Origin of the sequence: Paracoccus zeaxanthinifaciens ATCC 21588 (assembly GCF_000420145.1) — a bacterium.
In the GTDB taxonomy this organism is placed as follows: domain Bacteria; phylum Pseudomonadota; class Alphaproteobacteria; order Rhodobacterales; family Rhodobacteraceae; genus Paracoccus; species Paracoccus zeaxanthinifaciens.
The window spans coordinates 25913-43846 of the sequence record NZ_ATUJ01000005.1 but is presented as its reverse complement, the minus strand read 5'-3'; the positions used below and the strand labels follow the sequence as shown (position 1 = coordinate 43846).

The 17934-nt window shown below is 65.7% G+C and carries 18 protein-coding genes; 15 read left to right on the top strand and 3 right to left on the bottom strand.

The window, feature by feature from the left end:
* The first annotated feature begins 79 nt into the window (after positions 1 to 79).
* From cls to F804_RS0106475, 7 genes are all read left to right on the top strand, one after another.
* The gene (gene cls / locus F804_RS0106505) at positions 80 to 1507 is read left to right on the top strand and encodes a cardiolipin synthase (RefSeq protein WP_022706940.1); all 1428 of its coding nucleotides are present in this window, start codon (positions 80 to 82) and stop codon (positions 1505 to 1507) included.
* Between the two features lie 19 nt (positions 1508 to 1526).
* Entirely contained in the window at positions 1527 to 1811 is a 285-nt protein-coding gene (locus F804_RS15830; protein ID WP_022706939.1) for a 4a-hydroxytetrahydrobiopterin dehydratase, read from the top strand.
* A gap of 91 nt (positions 1812 to 1902) precedes the next feature.
* On the top strand, positions 1903 to 2688 hold the full coding sequence (locus tag F804_RS0106495; RefSeq protein ID WP_022706938.1) for a DUF6478 family protein: 786 nt from the start codon (positions 1903 to 1905) through the stop codon (positions 2686 to 2688).
* Positions 2689 to 2698: 10 nt separating this feature from the next.
* Entirely contained in the window at positions 2699 to 3094 is a 396-nt protein-coding gene (locus F804_RS0106490) for a hypothetical protein (RefSeq protein ID WP_022706937.1), read from the top strand.
* A 122-nt stretch (positions 3095 to 3216) separates the two neighbouring features.
* Entirely contained in the window at positions 3217 to 4323 is a 1107-nt protein-coding gene (gene nspC / locus F804_RS0106485) for a carboxynorspermidine decarboxylase (RefSeq protein WP_022706936.1), read from the top strand.
* A gap of 33 nt (positions 4324 to 4356) precedes the next feature.
* Complete coding sequence (locus F804_RS0106480) at positions 4357 to 5583, top strand: saccharopine dehydrogenase family protein (RefSeq protein WP_022706935.1); 1227 nt, start codon at positions 4357 to 4359, stop codon at positions 5581 to 5583.
* A 101-nt stretch (positions 5584 to 5684) separates the two neighbouring features.
* The gene (locus tag F804_RS0106475) at positions 5685 to 6932 is read left to right on the top strand and encodes an AI-2E family transporter (RefSeq protein ID WP_022706934.1); all 1248 of its coding nucleotides are present in this window, start codon (positions 5685 to 5687) and stop codon (positions 6930 to 6932) included.
* A gap of 51 nt (positions 6933 to 6983) precedes the next feature.
* Here the strand turns inward: F804_RS0106475 and F804_RS0106470 are convergent, their stop codons facing one another.
* Entirely contained in the window at positions 6984 to 7382 is a 399-nt protein-coding gene (locus F804_RS0106470; protein WP_022706933.1) for a pore-forming ESAT-6 family protein, read from the bottom strand.
* A 338-nt stretch (positions 7383 to 7720) separates the two neighbouring features.
* Between F804_RS0106470 and F804_RS0106465 the strand changes: the two genes are divergently transcribed.
* The gene (locus F804_RS0106465; protein ID WP_022706932.1) at positions 7721 to 8065 is read left to right on the top strand and encodes a hypothetical protein; all 345 of its coding nucleotides are present in this window, start codon (positions 7721 to 7723) and stop codon (positions 8063 to 8065) included.
* 55 nt (positions 8066 to 8120) lie between these two features.
* On the opposite strand, the gene F804_RS0106460 is transcribed toward F804_RS0106465, so the two are convergent.
* Entirely contained in the window at positions 8121 to 9014 is an 894-nt protein-coding gene (locus F804_RS0106460; protein WP_022706931.1) for a LysR substrate-binding domain-containing protein, read from the bottom strand.
* Positions 9015 to 9114: 100 nt separating this feature from the next.
* On the opposite strand from F804_RS0106460, the gene F804_RS0106455 reads away from it, so the two are divergent.
* A complete protein-coding gene (locus F804_RS0106455) occupies positions 9115 to 10338 on the top strand; it encodes an acyl-CoA dehydrogenase (protein WP_022706930.1) in 1224 nt (407 codons plus the stop codon).
* On the top strand, positions 10331 to 11473 hold the full coding sequence (locus tag F804_RS0106450) for a CaiB/BaiF CoA transferase family protein (RefSeq protein ID WP_022706929.1): 1143 nt from the start codon (positions 10331 to 10333) through the stop codon (positions 11471 to 11473). Before F804_RS0106455 ends, F804_RS0106450 begins: the two co-directional genes overlap by 8 nt.
* A 76-nt stretch (positions 11474 to 11549) precedes the next feature.
* Here F804_RS0106450 and F804_RS0106445 read toward each other — a convergent pair whose 3' ends face one another.
* A complete protein-coding gene (locus tag F804_RS0106445) occupies positions 11550 to 12809 on the bottom strand; it encodes an MFS transporter (RefSeq protein ID WP_022706928.1) in 1260 nt (419 codons plus the stop codon).
* A 138-nt stretch (positions 12810 to 12947) separates the two neighbouring features.
* Here F804_RS0106445 and cyoA point away from each other — a divergent pair, with 138 nt between their 5' ends.
* Genes cyoA through F804_RS0106420 form a run of 5 tightly spaced genes read left to right on the top strand, consistent with a single transcriptional unit; the run spans position 12948 to position 17874 of the window.
* Entirely contained in the window at positions 12948 to 14108 is a 1161-nt protein-coding gene (cyoA, locus tag F804_RS15825; RefSeq protein WP_342662146.1) for a ubiquinol oxidase subunit II, read from the top strand.
* 4 nt (positions 14109 to 14112) lie between these two features.
* A complete protein-coding gene (gene cyoB, locus F804_RS0106435; protein WP_022706926.1) occupies positions 14113 to 16146 on the top strand; it encodes a cytochrome o ubiquinol oxidase subunit I in 2034 nt (677 codons plus the stop codon).
* Positions 16146 to 16817 (top strand): cytochrome o ubiquinol oxidase subunit III, encoded by a 672-nt coding sequence (gene cyoC, locus F804_RS0106430; protein ID WP_022706925.1) that lies wholly within the window; start codon positions 16146 to 16148, stop codon positions 16815 to 16817. Before cyoB ends, cyoC begins: the two co-directional genes overlap by 1 nt.
* Complete coding sequence (gene cyoD, locus F804_RS0106425; RefSeq protein ID WP_028725697.1) at positions 16814 to 17170, top strand: cytochrome o ubiquinol oxidase subunit IV; 357 nt, start codon at positions 16814 to 16816, stop codon at positions 17168 to 17170. Before cyoC ends, cyoD begins: the two co-directional genes overlap by 4 nt.
* Positions 17167 to 17874, top strand: coding sequence for an SURF1 family protein (locus F804_RS0106420; protein WP_022706923.1), 708 nt, complete (start codon positions 17167 to 17169; stop codon positions 17872 to 17874). Before cyoD ends, F804_RS0106420 begins: the two co-directional genes overlap by 4 nt.
* The last annotated feature ends 60 nt before the right edge of the window (positions 17875 to 17934 follow it).

Genomic DNA, 17934 nt, shown 5'->3' with positions numbered 1-17934 from the left:
CTGTGGCTGTTTCAAGGCTCGCAGATAGACCGGACGGCGGGGAATTGCAATTGCCGGGGGGCGCGGGGATGATGCGCCCATGTGGGCCACGCTGTTCTATCTTCTTCATACCTCGCTGACATGGGCGATCATCATCCGCGTGCTGCTGCGCCCGCGGCTGGAGCCCGCATCGCGGGTGGCCTGGATCATGGTGGTCGAGGCCGTGCCGCTGGTCGGCATCCTGGCCTATATCCTGTTCGGCGAGGTGCGGATGAACCATGCCGAGGTTCAGCGCATGGCCGATATCCGCGACCGGCTGACCGGTCTGCGCGAACCCAGCCCCGCGGAGCAGGACGACCTGCCGGATGCGCAGCGCGTGCTGGTCGATGCGAATGCCGCGGTGGGGGGGATGCCCGCCCTGTCGGGCAATCGGCTGCGCCTGCTGGAGGAAAGCGACGGGGCGATCGACCGGCTGGTCCATGCGATCGACCGCGCGACGGATCATGTCCATGTCATGTTCTATATCTGGCTGCCCGATGCCAGCGGCACCAAGATCGCCGAGGCGATCATGCGCGCCGAATCCCGCGGCGTCGAATGTCGCGTCATCGTCGATGCACTGGGGTCGCGCGGGCTGGTCCGGTCCGAGCTGTGGCACCGGATGCAGCAGGCGGGCGCGGAATGCGTCACGGCCTTTCCCTGGGGGCTGCCCTTCATCAGCGTGCTGTTCCAGCGGCTGGACCTGCGCAACCACCGCAAGATCGTGGTGATCGACAACCGCCTGGCCTTCACGGGCAGCCGCAACTGCGCGGACCAGGCCTTCGCGGTCAAGGCGCGCTTCGCCCCCTGGGTGGACATCCTCGTCTCGGTCGAGGGGCCGGTGGTGCGCCAGCTGCAATCGATCTTCCTGGCCGACTGGATGAGCTATACCGGCCGCGACCTGGGGCACATGCTGAAGATGGTCGATCCGGTCGCGGCGCCGGGGCAGGTGGCGCAGGTGGTGGCGACGGGGCCGGACCTGCGCTCGGGCAGCATATCGGATTGCATGGTGGGGATGCTGCATGCCGCGCGTCACAGCGTGACGATCACCACGCCCTATTACGTGCCCGATGCCGCGCTGGATGCCGCGATCAGGGCCGCCGCGCGGCGCGGCGTGCGCGTGACGCTGATCCTGCCCGCGCGCAACGACAGCATCATCGTCGGCGCGGCCAGCCAGGGCTTCTGGTACGGGCTGCTGGCGGCGGGGGTGCGGCTGCACCTGTTCCAGCCGGGGCTGCTGCATGCCAAGATCATGACCGTGGACGGGCGCATCGCCATGATCGGCAGCGCCAACCTGGACCGCCGCAGCTTCGAGCTGAACTACGAGGTGAACATGGCCGTGCTGGATGCCGATTGCGTGGCGCAGCTGGACGCGCGGCAGGACAGCTTCCTTGCCCGCGCCGAGGAGATCACGCTGGACCGCGTGCGCGGCTGGTCCGCGCTGCGGCGGCTGCGCAACAACCTGCTGGCGTTGGCATCGCCGCTGCTGTGACACGAAGGGGGAAACCGAGATGGACGAGGAACGGATTGCGGGCGCGATGGCGGGGCTGCCCGCCTGGCAGAGGTCGGATGACGGCACGCGCATCAGCCGCAGCTTCGCGTTCAAGGGCTTTGCCCGCGCGGTCGAGACGGCGAACCTTGCCGCATGGCTGGGCAACCGCCGCAACCACCATCCCGACATCGCCTTCGGATGGGGATATTGCACCGTCAGCTTCACCAGCCACGATGCGGGCGGGCTGACCCAACGCGATTTCGACTGCGCGGCGCGGCTGGATGCGCTGATGGACGGGGAATAGGCCGCAAGGCTTGTGCGACCCTTTCGGGCGGTCTATCCCGAAGGCAGGTGTCGGTCGCTTCCGACCCGTCGTCCATTCAACCGGAGGCCGGATGTCGCGTCACGAGAAAAGCTGGATCTCCCGGCGGATACGCCACCGCGCCGCCACCCAGTGGAGCGGCCTCCTGGACGGGCTGCTGCGCCACCGCCGCCCCGTCCCCGAAGCCCTGCGCGACGAGGCGCGCGACCTGCACCAGGTGCTGGGCCGCTTCATGCAGGTCAGCGACGAATTCGTGCCGGGCATGCGCGACAGCCTGGGCCGGATGGACCTGCCCGGCGGCACCGACTGGCGCTGGCGCCCCGGCGTCATGCAGTCGCGCATCGCCGACAATGCGTTGATCGCCCCGCGCAGCGACCGCTGGCTGTCCGAAGAGGTCGCGCTGTTCCACGATTGCGACGCCCGTGCCCTGCTGCTGAAGCAGGTGCGCAACCGCCGCGCGACCGATCTTGCGGCCTATGGCCTTCGGCTCGAGGTGATGGGCTTCTCGGGCAGCTTCCTGTCCTTTTCGCTGTCGCTGCCGCCCGAGGCATCCGAGGGTCTTGGCGGGCATCACATCGTGCGGCTTCAGGCGGTCCTGCAGGCGGAACGCGCGATCACCGTCTATGCGCGGTTGAACGTCCAGCAGGGGCCGAACACCGAAACCGTCCTGCGCCAGCTGGGCGACCCGATCGAGGGCGCGAACTGCCAGCGCCTGGTCGAGTTCGATCTCGGCTATGCCGACATGTCGCAGCGCAGCGTGGACAAGGCCTGGATCGACCTGATCTTCGAGGCCCCCTACATGAACGCGATCGTGCTGCGCGACGTGGTCCTGTCGCGCCACCCCCGCGCCCAGATCTGAGGAGATGCCGATGACCAGCTTCACCAGCCACGGACTGAAGGGCGGCACCTGGCGCGGTCGCCTGACGGCCCGGACCGAACCCGCCCGCGTCGTTCTGGTCCAGACCGGAGAGATCCTGTCCGAGGCCCGCCTGACCGCCGATGGCGAGGGGGCGTGGCTGGTCGAGGTGGACCTGCCCGGCACGGTCGTGTCCGAAGGGGTGCACACGCTGCTGTTGAAGGCCGAGCCCGAGGCCGGATCGGGCGCGACCGATGCCGAAGGAGCGACGATCGCCCGGCTGCCCCTGATCGCGGGGCATCCCCTGGACGAGGACCTGCTGGCCGAACTGTCCGCCCTGCGCGCCGAACTGGACCTGTGCAAGCGCGAATTGCGCCGTTTCGCGGCCGAAACCCGCGCGCGGGGCTGATCGGACAGGCGTCACCGCCGCGTCATGTTTCCTTGCGAATAACGGGGCGTGGCCCTATATCGGCGGCCTTACGACCGCCGCGATGGACCGTCGCAACAGCCCCTTCGACCGGAGCCCCGCCCATGACCCAGCCGCAGACCCCGTACTACCTGATCGACATGGCCAAGCTTCGCGCCAACATGGAGAAGGTGGCCTATCTGCGCGAGCGTTCGGGCGCCAAGGCACTGCTGGCGCTGAAATGCTTCGCGACCTGGTCGGTCTTCGACGGGATGCGCGACTACATGGACGGGACCACGTCCTCGTCGCTGTACGAACTTCGCCTGGGCCACGAGGAATTCGGCAAGGAGACCCATGCCTATTCCGTCGCCTGGGCCGATCACGAGATCGACGAGGCGATCGGCTATGCCGACAAGATCATCTTCAACAGCCTGTCGCAGCTGGACCGTTACGCGGACAAGGCGCAGGCGGCCGGCGTCACCGCGGGCCTGCGGCTGAACCCGCGCTTCTCGACCAGCGGGTTCGACCTGGCCGACCCCGCGCGCGAATTCTCGCGCCTCGGGGAATGGGACATGGCCGTGCTGGAGAAGGCGCTGGACCGGATCAGCGGCGTCATGATCCACTATAACTGCGAGAACGGCGACTTCGACCTGTTCGACCGTCAGCTGACCCGGATCGAGACCGAGTTCGGCGATTTCCTGAAGAAGCTGGACTGGGTGTCCCTGGGCGGCGGCATCCATTTCACCGGCGAGGGGTATCCGCTGGACCGCCTGGCCGACCGGCTGCGCGACTTCCAGGACCGCTTCGGCGTGCAGGCCTTCCTGGAACCGGGCGAGGCCAGCATCACCAAGACGACCACGCTGGAGGTCAGCGTGCTGGACATCGTCAACAACGGCAAGGACGTCGCGATCGTCGACAGCAGCACCGAGGCGCATATGCTGGACCTGCTGATCTATCGCGAGACGGCCAAGCTGCCGCAGGACGGCGATCACGCATACCAGATCGCGGGCAAGACCTGCCTTGCGGGCGACATCTTCGGCGAGGCGCGCTTCGCGCAGCCGCTGAAGGTCGGCGACCGGGTCAGCATCGCGGATGCCGCGGGCTATACCATGGTCAAGAAGAACTGGTTCAACGGCGTGGCCATGCCCGCCATTGCACGGCGCGAAGAAGACGGAACGGTTCGCACCGTCCGCGGCTTCGGCTATGATGACTACAAAGGCAGCCTCTCGTAAGGCGACCCATTCTTTACCCCGAAGGAGTTGGAATTGGCCAAGAAGAACGTCCTCATCATCGGCGCCGGTGGCGTCGCACAGGTTTCGGCACACAAGGTGGCGCAATGGGCCGCCGAGTTCGGCGATCTGCATATCGCGAACCGGACGCAGTCCAAGGCCGACGCCATCGTCGAGAGCCTGCGCGAGAAGGGGCACGACATGCCCTTCGCCACCCATGCGCTGGATGCCATGGACGCCGATGCCGTCGAGGCGCTGATCCGCAAGATCGACGCGGGCATCGTGATCAACGTGGGCACGGCCTTCATCAACATGACGGTGCTGGAAGGCTGCATCCGCGCGGGCGCGGCCTATATCGACACCGCCATCCACGAGGATCCGGCCAAGATCTGCGAGACGCCGCCCTGGTACGGCAACTATGAATGGAAACGCCGCGAGGACGTGGCCGCCGCGGGCATCACCGCGGTCCTGGGCGCGGGCTTCGATCCCGGCGTGGTGAACGCCTATGCCCGCCTGGCCGAGGACGAGTATTTCGACAAGATCGACAGCATCGACATCGTGGACATCAATGCCGGCTCGCACGGCCGCTGGTTCGCCACGAATTTCGATCCCGAGATCAACTTCCGCGAATTCACCGGCACCGTCTATTCCTGGCAGGGCGGCGAGTGGAAGACGAACAGGATGTTCGAGGTCGGTCGCGAATGGGACCTGCCCGTCGTCGGCAAGCGCACCGCCTATCTGTCGGGCCATGACGAGGTGCACAGCCTGTCCGTCCGCTACAAGGACAGCGATGTCCGCTTCTGGATGGGCTTCGGCGAACATTACATCAACGTGTTCACCGTCCTGCAGAACCTGGGCCTGCTGTCCGAACAGCCCGTGACCACCGCCGAGGGGCAGGAGGTCGTGCCGCTGAAGGTCGTCAAGGCCGTGCTGCCAGATCCCGCCAGCCTTGCGCCCGATTACGAGGGCAAGACCTGCATCGGCGACCTGGTCAAGGGCAGCCTGAACGGCAAGGAAGGCGAGGTGTTCATCTATAACGTCGCGGACCACAAGGAGGCCTTCCTCGAAGTCGGCAGCCAGGGCATCAGCTTCACCGCCGGCGTGCCGCCCGTCGCGGCCGCGATCCTGATCGCGCGCGGTCCCTGGGACGTGAAGAAGATGGCCAATGTCGAGGATCTGCCCGCGCGGCCCTTCCTCGAACTGCTGGGCGAGATGGGTCTGCCCACCCGCGTCATCGACGAGACGGGCGACCACCCGATCTGATCGCGACCCGCAAGGTCGAACCGCAGGGGCGGGCCGGAACATCCGGCCCGCCTTTCGCGTTTCGGGCCGTATCGTCCGACAAGATCGCGGGAGGGGACCACATGCCCAGGGAACCGGGGAACCTGTTTCCCCGCCGAGAGAAACACGAGAAACCCGCACCCTTCCCGCGGATCGTCGGCTGGTCGCTGGCCGGGATTTTCATGATCCTGGCGTTCTCGGCCATCGCGGCGGGGCGGGACTTCCTGATGCCCGTGACGATGGCGCTGCTGCTGTTCTTCGTCTTCACGCCGCTGCGCCGCCTGGCCGAGCGTCGCAACATCCCCGACGGGATCACCGCGCTTGGGGTCACGCTGTCGATCCTGCTGACGGTCGGCGTCATCTTCTATGCCGCCAGCGGGCCGCTGACGCGGGCGATGGACAACATGCCGATCATCAGCGCCCAGCTCGAACGCAAGTTCGAGAACGTGCGCGAATCCTTCTCGGACCTGCAGGATGCCGTCCGGCGCATCGACGAGGCGCAGGAGATGGACGACGAGGACGAACCCGCCGCCGCCATCAAGATCGAGCAGGACGGCCAGACGACCCTTGGCACCGTGCTGTCGATGACGCCCCTGCTGATGGGGCAGATCCTGTTCACGATGGTCCTGCTGTTCTTCATGATCGCCTCGGGAGATCTTCTGTATCTGAAAATCGTCCAGAGCTTCGACCGGCTGCGCGACAAGCGCTCGGCCTACCTGGCGCTGCGAGAGATCGAGGAATCGCTTGGGAATTACCTGGGCGCCATCACGGTCATCAATGCGGGGCTGGGGCTGGCGGTCGGCTTGACGATGTGGGCCTGGGGAATGCCCGGCGCGCTGCTGTTCGGGATCGGGGCGTTCGTCCTGAACTACATCCCCTATCTGGGCGCGATCACGGGCGTCGCCATCGCGGGACTGGTCGCGCTGGTGGTGATGCCGGGGCTGTTCTGGCCCGCCATGGTCGCCGGCAGCTATCTGGCGCTGACATCGCTGGAGGGGCAGATCATCACGCCCTATTTCGTGTCGCGCAGGTTGCAGATGAACACGGTCGTCGTGTTCCTGGCCGTCGCCCTGTGGGCCTGGCTGTGGTCCGTGATCGGCATGGTCATCGCGGTGCCGGTGCTGGTGGTGCTGCGCGTCCTGGCCGAACATGTGCCGGGATGGGAGAAGTTCGGCAACTTCCTTGCGGGCGAGGATCCGCCCCCGCTAGAGGATCCCGACGAGACCGCTGCCCGCGATCTTGTCGAGACCGGCGCGGGTGCCGAGGATCACGAGACCGCCCGCATCGCCACGCGGCAGGTCATGACCCACGATCATGACGACCCGACATAGCAGAAGGGCCCCGGAAACGGGGCCCTTCGCAATTCGCAAGCTCGGTCGCGATCAGCCCTGCGGCAGGCTCTCGGCGATGTCGTTCACGGCGGCCTCGATCTGCTGGCAGGTCTCGGCCTCGGTGCTGCCCTGGCCTTCGGCGGCCTCGGCCAGCGTCATCTCCTGACCGGCGATCGCGACGGTGCCTTCGGCGCCCTTGTCCTCGGCGGTCTGGCCTGCGGTCTCGTCACCGGCGGGCAGCATGCCGACCAGCTGGCCCTGCGTCTCGATCGCCTCGGGGCCGGTATGACCCTGTTCCTGGCAATATTGCAGGATGCCCAGCTGGTTGCGGGCGGCTTCGTAATTCGCGGCGGCATCCTCGGCCGTGGGCTGGGGCGCTTCGGCGGTCTGCGCGAAGGCTGCGGGGGCGGCAAGGGTGATGCCGAGGGCTACTGCGAAATGGCGGATCATGCGATTACTCCTTTTCCGTCATGCGCGCTGTCGTTTGCGCGTCTGGATGGAAGCTAGGGGCCATTTCCGGGAATTGCCCGTAACGGAAGCGTGCATGGCAAAACCCCGCCTGAAGGGTCGCCAAGGGCCCGCCGGTTCCGGCAGGTTCCTGCCTTGAACGCCCTTGTGAGAAGGGCGGAGCAGGGTTCCATTCCGATTGCGATATTTAATCCGCTTTTGATAACAGTGGCTTGTGGAATATCACGGCGGCGTGATCGAACTTCCGTCGATTTGGCGTTGTTGGCTGGACAATCGCGGCAACGAAACGGGCCGCGTCTTTGAAAACAGGAGAACACGTCATGATGACCAAGACGATGACCGCCCTGACGACCGCACTGCTGATGGCCGGCACCGCCAGCTTCGCACAGACCGAACCCGCCACCGCCATGGACGACCAGGTCCAGGTCGGCGCATCCACCGACGGCGACGAGCCGCCCACCGAGACGCCCAGCTCGACCGATCTGAGCGGCGACGAGATCATCCCGACCGACGCCGAGACCGCCTCGACCGACGGTGACGAATACGACGCTGTCGCCGACACGATCCCGGCCGAAGCCGCTGCCGAAGTCGAAGGCGATACCGGTCTGGAAGAGGACGGTGGAGCCGAGACCTCGGGCATGAGCGAAGGCGAAGACCTGAACTGATCCCGCGACCCTCACGCGCGGAGTGGAAGGGCCGGACATTGCGTCCGGCCCTTTTTCAATGCGTGTCGTCCACCAGCTGTGCCAGCCAGTCGCGGAACCGGATCAGCGGCGGATGCGCGTCCTTGGATGCGGGCCAGACCAGCCAATAGGCCCCGCTGGCCGGCACGTTCTGGTCCAGCACAGGCGCAAGGCGGCCCTCGGCGATCTCGACGCGCGCAAGATAATGGGGCAGCAGCGCCACCCCCAGCCCCGAGATCGCGGCCTGGATCATGGTCGAGAACTGGTCCATCACCATGCCCGCAGCCCCCGGCGGCTGGGTGCCGTGCGCGGCGAACCAGTCCGCCCAGCCCATCGTCCGCGTCTCCAGCTGCAGGCGCGGCAGGACGGCCATGTCGGCCACGTCGCGGACGGGATTGCGGGCCAGGAAATCGGGCGCCGCGCAGGCCGTCAGCCTTTCGTCGAACAGCTTCAGATGCCGGACGTCCGGCCAATCCTGCTGTCCGAAGTAAATGGCCGCGTCATGCGTCTCGGCGCGGAAGCTGAAGCGGCGGATCTGCGTGGACAGGTTGATCGCGATGCCCGGATTGTCGCCCAGGAAACGCCCCAGATGCGGCGCCAGCCAGCGCGTCGCCAGCGTCGGCAGCACCGACAGCGACAGCGTGCCCCCGCCCGGATTGGCCATCATCGACATGCTGGCCCGCTGGATGATGTCCAGCCCCCGCGAGATGTCGTTCTGATAGGCGCGGGCCTCGGGCAGGGGGATCAGGCTGCGGTTCTGGCGCAGGAACAGCGGCTTGCCGATGCGGTCCTCCAACGCGCGGATCAGGCGGCTGACAGTGCTCTGGGTCAGGTGCAGCTCGTCCGCGGCGGCGGTCACGGACTGGTGGCGCATCACCGCCTCGAAGGCGATCAGCTGGGACAACGAGGGCAGGAAATGTCTCTGGCGCATGATGCATGTATAGGATGCATGGAAAGATGCGAAAAGATCGTTTTCATGACAGGCATCGCCCGCGGTATGGTGGCGCCGACAGATTCAAAGGGGGGTTCCCATGCTGGACCGTGACGAAAAACCCGCACCGGCGGTCGACCACAAGGGCGGCGGTTTCGTGTGGCAGGATCCGTTCCTGCTGGACGATCAGCTGACCGAGGACGAGCGCATGATCCGCGACTCGGCGCAGGCCTTCGCGGCCGACCGGCTGCTGCCGGGGATCGAAGAAGCCTATCTGGACGAACATACCGATCCCGCGATCTTCCGCGCCATGGGCGAGGCGGGCCTTCTGGGCGTCACCATCCCCGAGGAATATGGCGGGGTCGGCGCGTCCTATGTCGCCTATGGCCTGGTCGCGCGCGAGGTCGAGCGCATCGACAGCGGCTATCGCAGCATGATGTCGGTGCAGTCCAGCCTGGTGATGTTCCCGATCCATGCCTACGGCTCCGAGGAGCAACGCCGGAAATACCTGCCGAAGCTTGCATCGGGCGAATGGATCGGCTGCTTCGGCCTGACCGAGCCCGATGCCGGGTCGGACCCCGGCGGCATGAAAACCCGCGCCCGCAAGACCGATGGCGGCTATGTCCTGTCGGGGTCGAAGATGTGGATCTCGAACAGCCCTATCGCGGATGTCTTCGTGGTCTGGGCCAAGTCCGAGGCCCATGGCGGCAAGGTCCGCGGCTTCATTCTGGAAAAGGGCATGAAGGGGCTGTCCGCGCCCAAGATCGGCGGCAAGCTGAGCCTGCGCGCCTCGATCACCGGAGAGATCGTGATGGACGATGTCGAGGTCCCCGAGGATGCGATCCTGCCCAATGTGCAGGGCATGGGCGGGCCGTTCGGCTGTCTCAACCGTGCGCGTTACGGCATCAGCTGGGGTGTCATGGGTGCGGCCGAGGATTGCTGGTATCGCGCCCACCGATACGGGATGGACCGCAAGCAGTTCAACCGGCCCCTGGCCGCGACGCAGCTGTACCAGAAGAAGCTGGCCGACATGCAGACCGAGATCGCGCTTGGCCTGCAGGGCAGCCTGCGCGTCGGTCGCCTGATGGACGAGGGCCGCTTCGCCCCCGAGATGATCAGCATCATGAAGCGCAACAATTGCGGCAAGGCGCTGGATATCGCCCGTCAGGCCCGCGACATGCATGGCGGCAACGGCATCCAGGTCGAATATCACGTCATGCGCCACGCCCAGAACCTGGAGACGGTGAACACCTACGAGGGCACGCATGACGTCCATGCGCTGATCCTGGGACGTGCGCAGACCGGGATCCAGGCCTTTGGCTGATCGCCCGCTGAAGGGGCTGCGCGTCGTCGAACTGGCGCGCATCCTTGCCGGCCCCTGGATCGGGCAGACGCTGGCCGATCTGGGCGCCGAGGTGATCAAGGTCGAATCGCCCGGAGGCGACGACACGCGACGTTGGGGGCCGCCCTTCATCGAACGGCCCCTGCCGGATGGCGGTACCGAACGGGTCGCGGCCTATTTCCACTGCGCCAATCGCGGCAAGTCCAGCGTCACCTGCGATTTCGGCGACCCTGACGATCTGGCGCGGCTGAAGGCGCTGATCGCCGAGGCCGATGTCGTGATCGAGAATTTCCGCCCCGGCCAGCTTGCCCGCTTCGGGCTGGATTACGACAGCCTGTCGGCGGAGAATCCGGGGCTGGTCTATGCCTCGGTCACGGGCTTCGGGCAGGACGGACCGCGCGCCCGGCAGCCGGGCTATGATTTCATGATCCAGGGCATGACGGGGATCATGGACCTGACGGGCGATCCGCAGGGCGAACCGCAGAAGGTCGGCGTCGCCTGGATCGACATCTTCACCGGGCTTTACGGCGTGATCGGCATTCAGGCCGCGCTGGCCGAAAGGGCCGCGTCGGGGCGCGGCCAGCAGGTGGACCTGTCGCTGATGGATTGCGGCACCGCGGTGCTGGCGAACCAGGCCGCGAACTTTCTTCTGGGGGGCAGCACTCCCAGCCGGCTGGGCAATGCGCATCCCAACATCGTCCCCTACCAGGTGTTTCCGGCAGCGGATGGCCACCTGATCATCGCCTGCGGCAACGACCGCCAGTTCGCCGCGCTGTGCGACGTCCTAGGCCTGGATTGCGCGCAGGATCCGCGTTTCCGGGAAAACGCGGGCCGGGTGGCAAATCGCGAGGCGCTGATCGCCGCGATGTCCGAGGCGACGCGGGCTTGGGCGAAATCCGGCCTGATCGACGCGCTGACCGCCGTTGGCGTTCCGGGCGGCCCGATCAATTCCGTGGCCGAGGCGCTGGACGATCCGCAGATCCGTGCGCGCGGGCTGCGCATCACCCCCGAGGGGATCGCGGGGCTGCGCAGCCCGGTGCGATTCTCGCGCAGTGATTCGATCAGCGACCGGGCCGCGCCGGTGCTGGGATCGGGAAACTGGGGGTTCTCGGGCTAGGGGAAGGCCTGCGGCAGATCGCCGCAGAGGGGGCTCTCTGCCCGCCGAACGGGGCGGGCAGAGGCGTTTCGGGCGATCAGCGGTGTTCGGTGATTCGCAGGAAGTACAGCGCGGCGCAGGTCACGATCGCGCCCGACAGCAGGTACAGCGCGGCGGACCACAGCCCGAATGCCGAGGTCAGCGACAGCCCGACCAGCGGCGCGAAGGCCGCGCCGAACAGCCACGAGAAGTTCGTCGACAGCGCCGAACCCGAATAGCGGAACTGCGTCGGATAGCGGTTCGGAACGATCGCGCTTGCCTGGCCATAGGCCAGCCCCAGCAGGACCATGCCCGTCACGATGAAGACGCCCGGCGCCGTGTCCAGCGTGCCGATGGTCAGGCACAGCAGGGGAATCAGCGCGGTCGTGACACCCAGCAGGGTGCGGCGACCGAAGCGGTCGGCCAGCGGCCCCGAGGCCATGACCGACACGATCGCCAGCGAACCGCCCAGCAGTTCCCACAGCAGGATCGTCGCGATCTCGTGGTCCGAATAGAGCTTGGCGTAGGCCAGCGGGAAGACCGTCACCATGTGGAACAGCGCATAGCTGGCCAGCGGCAGGAAGGTCGACAGCACGATCGGGCGCCAGTGGTTGCGGATCAGATCGCCATAGGGGGCGGACTGCATCAGGCGCTCGTCATTGCCGAAGTCGGTTTCCAGCAGGCGCAGGCGCGCGAACAGCGACACGACGTTCACCGCGATGACCGCGAAGAAGGCGAAACGCCAGCCATAGCGCAGGAATTCCTCGTGGGTCAGGAAGCCCGTCAGCACGAAGAAGATCGATGCCGCGACGCAGAATCCGATGGGTCCGCCAAGCTGCGGCACCATGCCGTAGACGCCCTTGCGCCCCTCGGGTGCGGCATTTTGAAGCTGAAGCGTCAGCCCGTCCCATGCCCCGCCAAGGCCCAGGCCCTGCACGAAGCGGAAGACCGCCAGCAGGATCGGCGCCATCACGCCGATGCTGTCATGGCCCGGCAGCAGGCCGATCGCCACGGTCGAGACGCCCAGAAGCATCAGCGCGGCCATCACCTTGCCCTTGCGGCCGATCACCTTCTGCGCCTCGCGGCCCAGCACGCTTGCGATGGGGCGGGCGATGAAAGCCAATGAAAAGATTGCGAAACTCAGCAGGGTTCCGGTGACCGGGTCTTGGTTCGGGAAGAACAGTTCCGGGAAAACCAGCGCCGAGGCGATGGCATATACGAAGAAGCCGAAGAAATCGGTGACGCGCGCCATGATGACGGTGGTGACCACCTCGTCGATCGTGGCGTGTTCGCTGTGATGTGCGTCAGTGCTGGTCATGAAGGGGCTGCCTGTCACTGTTCATGTAGAAGGTTGTGGTAACGCCATGCGTCGAAGACACTGCCATTTGTAGATCGGCGACTTGTATCACGGGATGCGGCAGAGTTACACGGTGCCCGCGCGGGCAGGGCGTTCTATATGACGGTCCTGTCCTTAACGAAAGACGACACCCAAAGGCTGGTGAGTAACCCCATGCGCGTCTGGCAAAAACTTGCAGTCCTCCCTGCACTCGCGACCGTCTCGGCCTGCGATCTTGTGGTTCTCGACCCTTCCGGGGACGTGGCCGCCCAACAAGGCGATCTCATCGTCTATTCCACAATCCTCATGCTGATCGTGATTCTGCCCGTGATGGCGCTGACCGCGTTCTTCGCATGGCATTACCGCGCCTCGAACAAGAAGGCGAAGTACGAACCCGAATGGGACCACTCGATCAGCCTCGAGGTCGTGGTCTGGATGGTTCCGCTGGCGATCATCATCTGCCTTGCGGGCCTGACCTGGGTCGCGACGCACCGCCTGAACCCCTATGACCCGCTCGGGCGCATCTCGGCCGACAAGGCGATCGACCCGAATGTCGAGCCGCTGGTCGTCGAGGTCGTCGCGATGGACTGGAAATGGCTGTTCATCTATCCCGAGCAGGGCGTGGCGATGGTCAACGAGGCCGCCGTCATCACTGACCGTCCCGTCGAATGGCGCATCACCTCGACCACCGTGATGAACTCGTTCTACGTGCCCGCGATGGCCGGACAGATCTACGCGATGGCCGGCATGCAGACCGAGCTGAACGCCGTGATGAACGAGGAAGGCACCTTCCGCGGCTTCTCGGCGAACTACAGCGGCAACGGCTTCAACCACATGAATTTCGACCTGCACAGCTTCGACCAGGCGGGCTTCGACCAGTGGGTCGAAAACGTCCGCAGCGAAGGCGGGATGCTGGACCGCGACACCTTCGTCGAGCTGGAGAAACCCTCGATCGACCACCCGGTCACCGCCTTCGACGGCATCGAGGAGAACCTCTGGGACCGCATTCTCAACCTCTGCGTCAGCGACGACGACCTCTGCGTCAACGACATGATGATGGTCGACGCCCTTGGCGGCGGCGGCATTGAGGGGCTGTACAACCGCGAGGCCTATCGCGGCATCTGCTCGGTCGAGAACCCCGAGGCCCTGTTCGAGATCCTGCGTCCGACCGACAGCGCGCATGCGGCCGACATCCTGGCCGCACTGGACGCGCCGCTGCAGTCGACGCCCGCCGAGGCCCCCGTGATCGGGACCCGGACCGAACCTACCGAGGCGAACTGAGAAAATGGCAACCGCAGATACAGTTCACGGCACCGCCGGTGCCCTTGTGACCGACCCGATATTCGGCCGGCTGACCTGGGACGTCCTTCCGTTCCACGAGCCCGTCATCCTTGCCGCCTTCGTCGGCACCGTCCTTCTGGGCGGCGCGGTCGTGGGCGCGCTCACCTATTTCCGGCTCTGGGGATATCTCTGGAGCAACTGGTTCATCTCGATCGACCACAAGAAGATCGGCATCATGTACATGGTGCTGGGCCTGATCATGTTCGTGCGCGGCTTTGCCGACGCCATCATGATGCGGTCGCAGCAGGCGCTGGCGTCGATGGGATACGAGGGATACCTCAACGCCCACCATTACGACCAGGTCTTCACGGCGCATGGCGTCATCATGATCTTCTTCGCGGCGATGCCCTTCGTCACGGGCTTCATGAACTATGTCATGCCGCTGCAGATCGGCGCGCGCGACGTGGCCTTTCCGTTCCTGAACAACTTCAGCTTCTGGCTGACGGCCTCGGGTGCGGTGCTGATCATGGTGTCGCTGTTCGTGGGTGAATTCGCGACGACAGGCTGGCTGGCCTATCCGCCGCTGTCGGGACCGGAATACAGCATCGGCGTGGGGATGGACTACTATCTCTGGGCGCTGAACATCGCGGGGATCGGGACGACATTGTCCGGGATCAACCTGCTGGTGACGCTGGTCAAGATGCGCGCGCCGGGCATGGGCTGGATGAAGATGCCGATCTTCTGCTGGACGACGCTGTGCACGAACGTGCTGATCGTGGCGTCTTTCCCCGTGCTGACCGCCACGCTCGCGCTGCTGACGGCCGACCGCTACATCGGGACGAACTTCTTCTCGAACGACCTCGGCGGCAACCCGATGATGTACGTGAACCTGATCTGGATCTGGGGCCACCCCGAGGTCTACATCCTGATCCTTCCCATCTTCGGCATCTTCTCCGAGGTGGTCTGCACCTTCTCCTCGAAGCGGCTGTTCGGCTATACCTCGATGGTCTACGCGACCTGCGTGATCATGGTCCTCAGCTATATCGTGTGGCTGCACCACTTCTTCACGATGGGTGCGGGGTCGAACGTGAACGCCTTCTTCGGCACCACGACGATGATCATCTCGATCCCGACGGGGGCCAAGCTCTTCAACTGGCTGTTCACCATGTACAAGGGCCGCATCCGGTACGAGCCGCCCATGCTGTGGACCGTCGGCTTCATGATCACCTTCGTGATCGGCGGCATGACGGGCGTGCTGCTGGCCGTTCCGCCCGCGGATTACGTGCTGCACAACTCGCTGTTCCTGATCGCGCATTTCCACAACGTGATCATCGGGGGCGTGGTCTTCGGCGTCTTCGCGGGGATCGGCTACTGGTTCCCGAAGGCCTTCGGCTTCAAGCTGGACCCGTTCTGGGGCAAGGTCAGCTTCTGGTTCTGGATCGTCGGCTTCTACCTGGCGTTCATGCCGCTCTACGTCCTGGGCCTGATGGGCGTCACGCGCCGCCTCAGCCAGTTCGAGGATACCGCCTATGCCGTCTACTTCGTGACGGCAGCGATCGGTGCGGTCTGCATCGCCATCGGGATCGCCGCATTCTTCATGCAGCTCTATGTCTCGATCCGCGACCGCAACACGCCGCGCCTGCGCGACTTCTCGGGCGATCCCTGGAACGGGCGCACGCTGGAATGGTCGACCTCGTCGCCGCCGCCCTACTACAACTTCGCCTTCACCCCGCAGGTGCATGACATCGACGCCTACGAGCACATGAAGCGCAACGACTACAAGCGCCCTCTGGAAGGCTTCGTGCCGATCCACATGCCGCGCTACACGGCTTCGGGGATCATCATCTCGGGCTTCATGACGGTGATGGGCTTCGCGCTGGTGTGGCACATCTGGTGGTTGGCGGCGCTCGGCTTCCTGGCCTCGGTGGGCCTGGGGATCGCGCATACCTTCAACTACGACCGCGACTACTATGTGCCGGCGGACGAGGTCGGTGAAATCGAAGCGGCGCGCACGCGCCAACTGGTGGAGCAGGCTTGATGAGCAGCATCGCGCAAAAGACCGGCGGGATGGCGAAGGAAGCCGAACCCGGCGACGACAAGCCCTTCCAGTTCCACGTGTTCGAGACCGAGCACGACGAGGAAGAGCACGGCCACGATACCGGCACCATGCTGGGCTTCTGGATCTACCTGATGAGCGACTGCCTCATCTTCGGGATCCTGTTCGCCGTGCATGCCGTGCTGGGGCAGAACTATGCGGCGGGGCCGTCCCCCGCCGACCTGTTCGAGATCGAGATGATCCTCGTCTCGACCTTCATGCTGCTCTTCTCGTCCATCACCTACGGCTTCGCGGTCCTCGCGATGCAGAAGGACGACCGGAAGGGCCTCGTGCGCTGGCTGATCGTCACCGGCATCTTCGGCCTCGCGTTCCTTGGGCTGGAAATCTACGAGTTCAGCCACCTGTGGCACCTGGGCGCGACGCCCATGGCCAGCGCGTTCCTGTCGTCCTTCTACTTCCTGGTCGGCACGCACGGGCTGCACGTCACCGCGGGCTGCATCTGGCTGGTCGTCCTGCTGACCCAGGTCGGCATGCACGGCCTGACCCACGAGAACCGCCGCCGGATCATGTGCCTCAGCCTGTTCTGGCACTTCCTCGACCTGATCTGGATCGGCGTCTTTTCCTTCGTCTACCTCACGGGGGTGCTGCTATGAGCGCGCATGACAACGAGGCGCACGGCTCCTACAAGTCCTACCTGATCGGCTTCGGCCTGTCGGTGATCCTGACGCTGATCCCCTTCGGCCTGGTCATCGGCGAGTTCGAGGTCGGGCTGCCCTGGGCCGTGGGCATCATCTTCGGTCTGGGCGCGATCCAGATCCTGGTGCATGTCCACTACTTCCTGCACGTGACCTTCCGCGCCGAGAACGGCTGGCAGTTCATGTCGCTGGTCTTCACCGCCACGCTGCTGGTCATCGTCCTGGCCGGGTCGATCTGGGTCATGTTCCACCTGAACGAGAACATGATGCCGTCGCACGACCAGATCGAGCGGGTTCGCAACCTGCCGTGACCGAGGCGCGGGAACATGGGCGCAGGCGCTGGCTGGACATCGTCCTGCTGGCGCTGGCGGGGGTGGTCTTCGTGACCCTGGTCGGCCTTGGGAACTGGCAGATGCGACGCCTGTCGTGGAAGCTGGACCTGATCGAGGCCGTCGAGACCCGCGCCCATGGCGATCCCGTCGCCCCGCCCGAACCGCCCGTGACCCAGGACGACGACGCCTATCTGCGGGTCGAGGTGACGGGCAGCTTCCGCCATGACCGCTCGCTTCTGGTCAAGGCCGTGACCGAGATCGGTCCCGGCTTCTGGCTGATGACGCCGCTGGATCGCCCCGAGGGGGCGGTCTGGATCAATCGCGGCTTCGTCCCCACATCGGGTGACTGGACCCGCCCCGAGGGCCGCCAGCGGATCGAGGGGCTGCTTCGCATCACCGAACCCGGCGGCACCCTGCTGGAGAAGAACGACCCCGAGGGCGATCGGTGGGTCTCGCGCGATATCGCCGCCATGAACGCGGCGACGGGCATCGACGCGCAGCCCGGATATTTCATCGACGCCGACCAGCAGGGCACCCCCGACGCCTGGCCGCGCGGCGGGCTGACGATCATCGACTTCCGCAACTCGCACCTGTCCTACGCGCTGACCTGGTACGCGATGGCGCTGCTGCTGGTCGCGGGTATGGCATGGGCCATCCGCGACCGGCTGCGCGGCGACGACTGACGGATCTCCGGCGCATGGCTTGCCATGCGCGGCCCTGCGGTGCAGGCTGCTGACGGTCGG